The 9,030-nt window shown below is 44.3% G+C and carries 9 protein-coding genes and 1 pseudogene; 3 read left to right on the top strand and 7 right to left on the bottom strand.

Annotated elements, in window-relative coordinates:
* From IM515_RS21535 to IM515_RS21520, 4 genes are all read right to left on the bottom strand, one after another.
* Positions 1-677: NB-ARC domain-containing protein (locus tag IM515_RS21535; RefSeq protein ID WP_346304786.1), on the bottom strand; the 677-nt coding region annotated here is incomplete at its 3' end.
* Between the two features lie 135 nt (positions 678-812).
* Positions 813-1,205, bottom strand: coding sequence for a hypothetical protein (locus IM515_RS21530; RefSeq protein ID WP_287632717.1), 393 nt, complete (start codon positions 1,203-1,205; stop codon positions 813-815).
* Between the two features lie 108 nt (positions 1,206-1,313).
* The gene (locus IM515_RS21525) at positions 1,314-3,119 is read right to left on the bottom strand and encodes an aspartate kinase (protein WP_287630112.1); all 1,806 of its coding nucleotides are present in this window, start codon (positions 3,117-3,119) and stop codon (positions 1,314-1,316) included.
* Between the two features lie 457 nt (positions 3,120-3,576).
* A complete protein-coding gene (locus IM515_RS21520) occupies positions 3,577-5,094 on the bottom strand; it encodes an NAD(P)H-hydrate dehydratase (RefSeq protein ID WP_287630111.1) in 1,518 nt (505 codons plus the stop codon).
* A gap of 43 nt (positions 5,095-5,137) precedes the next feature.
* Here IM515_RS21520 and IM515_RS21515 point away from each other — a divergent pair.
* The 3 genes and pseudogenes from IM515_RS21515 to gifA form a co-directional block, all read left to right on the top strand.
* Positions 5,138-5,233, top strand: a pseudogene (locus IM515_RS21515) (transposase); the annotation flags it as partial.
* Between the two features lie 249 nt (positions 5,234-5,482).
* Entirely contained in the window at positions 5,483-6,070 is a 588-nt protein-coding gene (locus IM515_RS21510) for a hypothetical protein (RefSeq protein WP_287630110.1), read from the top strand.
* Positions 6,071-6,289: 219 nt separating this feature from the next.
* A complete protein-coding gene (gifA, locus tag IM515_RS21505; RefSeq protein ID WP_002771911.1) occupies positions 6,290-6,490 on the top strand; it encodes a glutamine synthetase inactivation factor IF7A in 201 nt (66 codons plus the stop codon).
* A 125-nt stretch (positions 6,491-6,615) separates the two neighbouring features.
* On the opposite strand, the gene IM515_RS21500 is transcribed toward gifA, so the two are convergent.
* From IM515_RS21500 to IM515_RS21490, 3 genes are all read right to left on the bottom strand, one after another.
* Complete coding sequence (locus tag IM515_RS21500) at positions 6,616-7,434, bottom strand: Uma2 family endonuclease (RefSeq protein WP_287630109.1); 819 nt, start codon at positions 7,432-7,434, stop codon at positions 6,616-6,618.
* A gap of 28 nt (positions 7,435-7,462) precedes the next feature.
* Entirely contained in the window at positions 7,463-8,467 is a 1,005-nt protein-coding gene (ahr, locus tag IM515_RS21495) for an NADPH-dependent aldehyde reductase Ahr (protein WP_287630108.1), read from the bottom strand.
* Positions 8,468-8,874: 407 nt separating this feature from the next.
* Positions 8,875-9,030: IS1 family transposase (locus IM515_RS21490; protein ID WP_287698181.1), on the bottom strand; the 156-nt coding region annotated here is incomplete at its 5' end.

Here is a 9,030-nt window from a genome sequence, read left to right as displayed (position 1 = left end):
CTGAGATTAAAGGCAGCTTTTAACCCTCTTTCCGCAGTCATTTCCCCATGAAACTTGGGATTTTTGGCTAAGATTGGCTCATCTAAGCCTTTTTCGGCTAATTTATCGCGTATTTTGCTAATTTTCCAATCCTGTCGTCGTACCAGTAACCTTGCCACCAATTCTAACGCCAAGGGTAAATAACCCAAATCCTGACATAATAATTTAGCTGCCTCGATTTGTGTGTCAATTCTGTTATCTACAAGGTAGGAACGCAATAAATCAAGTGCATCTTTTTCTTTTAATACTTCTACCCGAAAAGTCGCAATTGTCGCTGATAAATATTCCTTGCGAGTGGTAATTAAAACCTGAAAGCGTTTCTCCTCTTGCGGTGGTAAATAATCCTTAATTTGCTGATAATCCCGCACATCATCAAAAATAATTAGGACATTTCCCGCTAACCAATTTTGCCAACAATAACGAATTTTTACGTCTAATTCTCCCTCATCTGGTAAAGTTAATTTGAGATGTACCCGCGCAAAATCTAAAATAGAAGTACCGATAAAACCGCCGTCACTTTCTGCCACATTTAACCAACATATACCCCCCGGATAGGCTTTTTCCTGCCATTGTTGCCAGCCAAACTGTCTGGCTAGTTCGGTTTTACCTATGCCTCCCATTCCCGTTAAGGTAGATATAGCAAGCTTTTGGGATTGTTGTAATTGAGTTTTTAAGTCAATTAATTCCTGATTCCTACCAACAAATCTAGGGATATTACTATTAGATAAATTGTGAGGATGTTGTTTAACCTGTTCCTTAACAGGCGGCTGCAGTCAGGGTTTATTGATGTTTATAGTTTCTGCTTGATAAACTTCACGAATCTCACCCTGATTCTGTAAATTTTGACCTCCATAATTAGTCTGGTTCATACTACTATTATCCTGAATTTTCAAGGATTGAATTTCTGTTGCTAAACCCTTGACTTTTTCGGCGAAATCTGCTTCATCATTCATGGCAACCTTTAAATAATCTGCTACTTTTTCTAGATCAGTTTTTGACCCTTTTTCAGCAGCTTGTAAAGCTTTTTCAGCATTAGAATTAGCCTTAAGTTTATTCCAGATGATTTGCCGCAAAGTATTAATTTTTTCTAGAGCAGCTTCGGTAAATTTTTCTACAGTAGTCTGAAATACCAAAGCAACAATTGTCGCCACTGTTATCGGTTCCATAGATAAAATCGGGGTGATGAGGGTTAACTTATTTATCGGGTTTTTGGGGGGTTAAGTTGCCAACAATATAAACAACTCTTACCCCCATCATAGAACTTGTAATTTCATTTAGGCGGGTACTTCAATTTTACCCTGTCCAGCTAATCCAAAAGCGGCGTGAACCACTTGTAGGGCCCTGACTCCATCTTCCTGATTCACCACACAACTGATTTTTATATCAGAAGTAGCAATCATCAAAATATTAATTTTCTCCTTTGCTAAAGCTTCAAAAAAGCGTGCTGCTACCCCCGGTTGTCCTTCCATTCCCGAACCAACAATGCTCACTTTGGCCACATCATTATTAACCACCACTTCCTGTAAACCCAAACTTTCCGATAGTTCTAAAAGGATTTTTTGGGCGGAATTAGCATCAGCTTGGGGCAAAGTAAAAGCGATATCCCGTCGGGGAATACCATCGACAATGCGGCAGCGTTGGGATTGAATAATCATATCGACACTGACATTTTTTGCCGCTAAAACCGAGAAAATTCTCGCCGCCATCCCGGGGCGATCGGGGACGTTACGAATGGCCATTTGTGCCTGATTATTATCTAGGGCCACACCCCGTACCGGGACTAAATTTTTAGGGATTTCGCGATTAGCAACTTTAGCAGAATACTCCACTTGAAAAGCATCACAAAGGACTTTAATTGCTTTTTCTCCGTCCGCTTCATCGATGACACAACTGACTTTTACTTCAGAAGTGGAGATCATTTCGATATTAATTGCCGCTGCGGCCAAAGTGCTAAATATTTGGGCAGCAATTCCCGGCCGGCCGATCATACCAGCGCCGGTAATGGCGATTTTAGCGGCCCCGGATTCGATGATCACTTCCGCTTCCTCTGTATTAGTGGGATGGGAACGTAAAACCGGTGCGATCGCTTCGGCCACGGATTGGGCTTTTTTCAAGGCATTTCCCATCACCGTAAAGGCGATATCGTTGCTGTCACCCTCGTGAATCGATTGAATAATTAAATCCACGTCCACCTGTTGATGGGCAATTTCCCCGAATAAACGGGCAGCGATGCCGGGACGATCCGGAACCCGTAAAAGGGCGATTTTCGCCTGATTACCCTCAAATTCCACCGCATCCACTGCTTTTGTCAATTCCAATCCTTGCAGGGTGCGCGGTTTCGGTGCCGGGGATGTCACCCAAGTACCCGGCTCATCGGTCCAACTGGAGCGGACAACCAGGGGAACCCCGAAATTTTTAGCGATTTCCACCGCTCGCGGGTGGAGAACTTTCGCCCCTAAACTGGCTAATTCGAGCATCTCATCGCAGGTGATTTGGTCTAAAAGACGCGCTTCGGGGACTAAACGGGGGTCAGTGGTGAGAATACCGGGTACATCGGTGTAAATTTCGCAAAAATCGGCTTTTAAGGCGGCTGCTAGGGCCACGGCCGAGGTATCGGAACCACCGCGCCCTAGGGTGGTAATCTCTAGTTGATCACTATCGCTGACACCTTGAAAACCGGCGACCACAACTACTTTACCTTCCGATAGATGACGGGAAAGGCGATCGGTTTTAATTTCTAAAATACGGGCCCGACTATGTTCGGATTCCGTGACAATTCCCACCTGAGCGCCGGTTAGGGAGATGGCCGGTTGTCCGATTTCCTCTAGGGCCATACTCATCAAGGCGATCGTTACCTGTTCCCCCGTGGATAATAACATATCCATCTCCCGGCGCGAGGGTTCGGCGGCGATTTGTTTGGCTAAATTGACCAATCCATCGGTGGTTTTCCCCATGGCAGAAACGACCACCACCACGGTGTTTCCTGCTATTACCGTATTTTTGACCCGTTGAGCGACCGATTGAATGCGTTCCACGGAACCTACCGATGTACCACCGTATTTTTGGACAATTACAGCCATAGTTGTCAGCGCTAGAGACTTTCTATCTTTGTTCAATCTCCAACTTATCAAAATTCCTAACGATAAGTGGTTTTGGTTAACATTCCTTATGTTTTATCAAATGCCGACTATCCTTAAGACTGCACCGGAGAAGGGAGAGCCGGAGCTAGGTTGAGGTAGTCCGAGCATTTGTACTAAAATCTCCCTACTCAGTTTAAATACAGTACACTTATGCTATTAATAATGTTTTGGCTCTCTTAGGTTTGGTGGGTATTATGAAAGATATTTTAATGTTAGATACAGTAAAAATTATCAATTCTGATCCCCCCTTAATCCTAGGGTTAATTCATAGTAGGGTTGATTCATGAATCAACCCTACCCTTGATAAGGGGGAAATCTGACAATTTTTAACACCTACCTACTTAATCCCTGATCTATTTTACTCGGTTTTTGGGTTGCGTGTGTTTCCCCCCGGAGTTTAATTTAAACCTTTCAGGGCAGCAAATAAATAATTAGCTAAAGTCACTCCATCTACTCCTAATTCCGTCCTTTCTTTGGCTGCTAAAATGCCAGCTTGAGCGTGTAAATAAGCCGCTAATGCGGTTGCTTCTGGGGGATGATCCGGCATTTGGGTTAAGAATCCGCCGATTAATCCTGTTAGGACATCACCGCTACCACCTCGCGCTAGAGCGGAGGTACTTTCGGGGATTATATACATTTTACCGCCCGGGGAGGCGATTATAGTTCTGGCTCCTTTTAATAAGACAATTGCACCACTTTGTCGAGATGCTTCTTGAGCGATATTAATCCTGTCTTGAGAACATGATAAGTTAGGAAATAAGCGTTTAAATTCTCCCCAATGAGGCGTTAAAATTGTCTTATTCTGGCGATATGATAATTTTTCTATGCCCAATTGAGCCAAAATATTTAAAGCGTCGGCATCAAGTATAATCGGCTTATCACTATCTAAAACCTGTTCGATAATAGCGGGATTTTCTGTGGTTAATCCCGGACCACAAGCGAGGACATGATAATTATTTAATTCGAGGGGAAGTTCGGCAATAGCTCCCGTGGCAGTTTCGGGACAATCGATAATTAATGCTTCTGGTAAATGACTAATTAATAAAGATTTGAGGGCAGCAGGAACGGCAATAGAAAGCATTCCCACACCACTACCTCGCGCTCCTAATCCGGTGAGAATTGCCCCCCCTGCATAACGACGAGAACCACAGATAATTAATAAATGTCCCTGCTGATATTTATGGGTAAGTAGAGGACGGGGTAAAGGTAAATAAGGGCGAATTAGATCGGGATTAACTCTCAGAATTGGCGGTGAATCTTGTAAAATTGTTTCTAGGTCAAGGGGACTAATTCCTATATCAATTAACTCCACTTTGCCTAGATAGGGTAGGGCCACATCTTGTAAAAAAGCTCGCTTCCAGAGTCCCAAACAAAAGGTATGAGTGGCTTTAATTGCTGTGCCTAAAACCTCTCCAGTGTCGGTGTGAATTCCCGAAGCAATATCGATACTAATTATCGGTTTTTGCCAACTATTAATTTTATCGACCAATTCGGCAATATCTCCCGATAAAGTCCTTTCTAAACCAAAACCGAAAAGACCATCGATAATTAACTGACAATCCTCCAAAGATTCTAAAGTTTTCTGAAAAATTAAGCCTAAATGCTTGACATAATTAGCCTGTTGTGCTGTTAAATCCTTGAGTTTGGCGATCGGACAAAAAAGAGATACTTGATAACCGGCGAGATGTAATTCTCTAGCAATCACGAGAGCGTCGCCGCCATTGTGACCAGGCCCAACGATAACACCGATTTTGGGGAAATCAGCCAAAGAATAGGACTTTTTAAACTTTTGTGCCGTTAACAGGGCTGCCTTTTCCATCAAAGCGGCCACAGGCATACCGGAGGCAAAAATCGCCCCTTCAATGCGACGCATCTGCTCGCTATTAACCACGTTTGACCGATAATTGTAGCTCATTCGAGGGATAAATTGCCTGTTAACAGGTCTAGATCACTTTTTTTCGGATTACGTTCACCTGATTATTGATTACAAGCCTGACATCGCTTTATCCAAGTTAATTGCTAACCTTAAAACAGTTAGTAGTCGCTTAATTAGGGTTTGCGGCAAAAAGTTTTTCGGGGGGGCAGGGGGGTGTAGGGTTTTACCCATTTTCAGACGGTCAATTACCCAATTTTCAGGGAAAAAGTCCCGGAATTTTCGCCCCGATCACTCTCGGCTGGCACTTTTTGAGGTCAAAAAAGTCTAAAAGTCTTATCCAACAAGGTTTTTAGATTTATTCAGCCAACCCTAATTACTAAATTATTTTATCATAAAGAGAAATCCTCTCTCAGGTAAGAGCGGTAGTATGGCTTACTCGACACAGCAGTTAATTGAAATCCTCGAGCGAGAAATGCACGCCACTTGCAAAGGGGAACGTCTGTTACTCTCCCCGGCGGAGCGCATTGATAATCCGGTGATTGCCAAGGCGATCAATCTAGAAAAGGCGGGCAAAGTCTTCGCCTATCAGGATTTTCGCCGCCAAGTTCATGATTATCAACAACAATATCAGGTTTCGGGTATTATCTGGCGTGTTTGTCAATGGGGCGATCGCACTCTCCGTTATCCCGAAATTCATAATCAATTAGTTGCCGTGGAGGGTGACAAGGAAATTCTCATGGCTTCCAAAGCCTCGGTTTTAGAGTTTTGGGACAGTATCACCCCTAATATGAATTTTTGGTGGGCACTTAACTCCCGTCGTCCCATTTCTGCCGATTCTCTAGCCGAATTAGTCGCCCAGTCCGAATGGGCGGAATTAGATGTGGCGCGCACAGAATTATATCTCGGTCTCTGTTGGGGTAATCCTTTAGAACACCAGTATCAATGGGCGCAACCCTTTTCCGGTTGTCATCGCATTATCGCCGCCGTCGATGAACCTAGTTCGATTAAGGTCTGAGGACGATTGATGTCTTGGGGTGTGGGGTGTGGGGTGTGGGGAAGTGGGGAAGTGGGGAGAATAAAGCTGCCCCCTGTCCCCTGCCTCCTATTGTAAAGTTTTGTTAATTTTTCTGGGATTAGGGCATTTTGTAAAAATAGATACAGAATTGTATGTTATATATATTAGTGGGTGATTAAAAAAGTTCAAAATGCGATTTGCAGATCGGAGGAAATGATTATGTCCACAGAACAACAAGCTCGTGCCTTAATGATGCGTCACCACCACGCCGTCAAAAATCGTCAACAATCGATGTTAGGCAGAAGTGCTTCTGAAATCGGTATTGACAATGACAATGGCCACGGGGAAACCGTTCAACGTCGCTTCTCGGCCGACTTCTCTTCCCAAACTTATGATCGCTCTGGTGCTACTCTGAGTTAGGCTCTGAGATTTCGCCAAAGTGTCAGCTTTCAATCTTAGAATTAAGTGAACAATCAGCCCACACAAACCGAGATCGGAAGGTGTGGGCTTTCGGTTTTTAGAGATAGGGGTCAGTCTTGGGCCGATTACGGGGTTTCATCGGGATTTATGCCTAATTGCCGTAATTGCGCTGCTAAACGTTCCGCCCGTTGACGTTCGCTTTCAGCCTGTTGAGAGGCTGCCCTGGCCCGTTGACGTTCAATTTCAGCATTCTGACGTTCGATTTCAGCATTCTGACGTTCAATTTCAGCGTTCTGACGTTCGATTTCGGCTAATTCCGCAGGTAGGAGAATTAAATTGCCGTCTAGGTCATAAAAACGCAGCCAAGGGGCTTCTTCTCGTTGGATGCTGCCCATCCAGACTCCTAACCATAATCCCAAACGTTGACACCATAACCAACCGCGCTGGTCGGGAATAATTTCTTGATAGCACTGATTTTGGTCTAAAGCCCAACCTTGCAGGGAAGTGGCATCAAAGGGATTATAAACGAAGTATTGGGAACAGCGAAAAGTCCGCTCATAGAGGTTTTTTTTGGTAGTTAAATCGATTTTTGCGGTGCTTTCTGACATTAATTCCACGATCACATCGGGATAACGTCCGTTTTCGTTCCAAACCACCCATCCTTGTCGTTTATAACTACCATCGATATCGAGGACAACGAAAAAATCGGGCCCACGAAAATCTTTATTAAAAACCCGCTCACGGCTAAAGTAAATAAACATATTACCGCCAACAAAAAAGTCTTCTCGATCCTGATAGGCTTGTTCGATAGAATCGATTAAGACATTCATGGCCTTGCGGTGACGGTGCGTTTCCAAAGGTTCTCCATCATCAAAAATCAAGTCTTCCGGGGGAATGGGAGGTTCTTCCCAATCGATAACTGGAGGAGTGAGGGGTTGAGTCATCGGGGTTACGTCCGGGATAGAGATGGTTTTATTTTATTTGTAAGACGAGGCGATATTTAGGTTGTCCGGTTCGCAATTTTTCCATGGCTTCATTCACCTGGGAGATAGGATAGGTTTCTGTCACCGGTTCAATGCCATGGCGAGAGGCAAATTCGATCATTTTATTAATGGTACTGGGACTACCCAAAGGACTACCAGAAATCGATTTTTGACCCATAATCAAGGGAAAAGCATAGGTAGCCATGGGTTCAAGAACAGCCCCAACAATGTGCAGACGACCTTTGGGACGTAAACAGGCGATATAAAGACCCCAATCGAGATTAACGTTAACGGTAGAGATGATGAAATCGAAGTAATTTTGTACCGATTGCAAGGCTTCGGGGTCTCTGGAATTGATAAAATGAGTCGCACCTAGTTCTTTTGCTTCTGTTTCTTTGTCGGGACTACTGGAAAAAGCGGTTACTTCGCAGCCCCAAGCTTTGAGGAATTTTAAGGCTATATGGCCCAATCCACCAATACCAATGACACCAACTCGGTCCGTGGGTTTAATATCAAATTGAACAATCGGATTAAAGACGGTAATGCCACCACAGAAAAGCGGGCCAGCTTTGGCCGCATCCAACTGCTCCGGTAAGGAAACTAACCAACTATGATGGGCCCGGACTCTTTCGGCAAAACCGCCATGGCGACCGACGATAGTTCCTTCGGCAGTAGCACAAAGGTTTTGATCCCCTGACATACAAGTTTCACAGGTGGAACAGGAACGGGAAAACCAACCAAGACCGACTCTTTGCCCTAATTTTAACTCTTTGACTTTAGCACCAAGAGCGGCGATCGTACCGACCACCTCATGACCGGGGACAAAGGGATAGGTGGTCAGTCCCCAATCGTTATCGAGCATACTTAGGTCACTGTGGCAGATGCCGCAATATTCCACCGCGATTTCTACATCTTCATCCGCTAATATACCCGGATCGTAGTCAAAAGGCTCTAGTTTTCCCCCTTTTTCTCGGGCAGCATAGGCTCTAATCATGATTAAGTCCTCTAGAATGGGTTTATTGGTTATCTTAACCCAAATTGAACGAAAATTCGGGTTCAGAAGATTTGGCGATAATTCCACTGCTAGGGACATCAACATCAAGGAAGTCCGCTCGTGATGATTAAAAAAAATCTTAAAAACGGGAATTTTAAGAATAGCTGGAGGCGATCGCTAACTGGCAGCATCAGCAAAATTACTGGTTTTGGGTTACTCTTGTGTATAGACCGCTCGCCCGCCCCTTGCGGAGATGTTAACGCTAGTAAAAACATTTTGGCCGCAGGGCTTGCGGTGTCAGTCTGTAGAGCGACCATAAGACCAGAACAGAGTAAATCTGTTAAGGCAGGTGCGGAACCCCGCAAGGGAAAGAAGCAGGGTGGTGATTCGGTAGTAGTGATGGCGGCTTAATCCTTTGCCAGCTGTGCATTGTAGTCATGGATAAAATACCAAACAGCCCCAACGTGATTCTCCATTTTTTCAGAGAAAGATAGACTCTCTCTCACCAGCCGAGAAATCCTTTGTCGAAAGGTATTATTTAATCTTTCAATATGATTAGTTTG

The sequence above is a fragment of the Microcystis sp. M44BS1 genome (assembly GCF_020244875.1).
Lineage (GTDB): Bacteria > Cyanobacteriota > Cyanobacteriia > Cyanobacteriales > Microcystaceae > Microcystis > Microcystis panniformis.
This window is presented reverse-complemented; position numbering and strand designations above follow the sequence as displayed.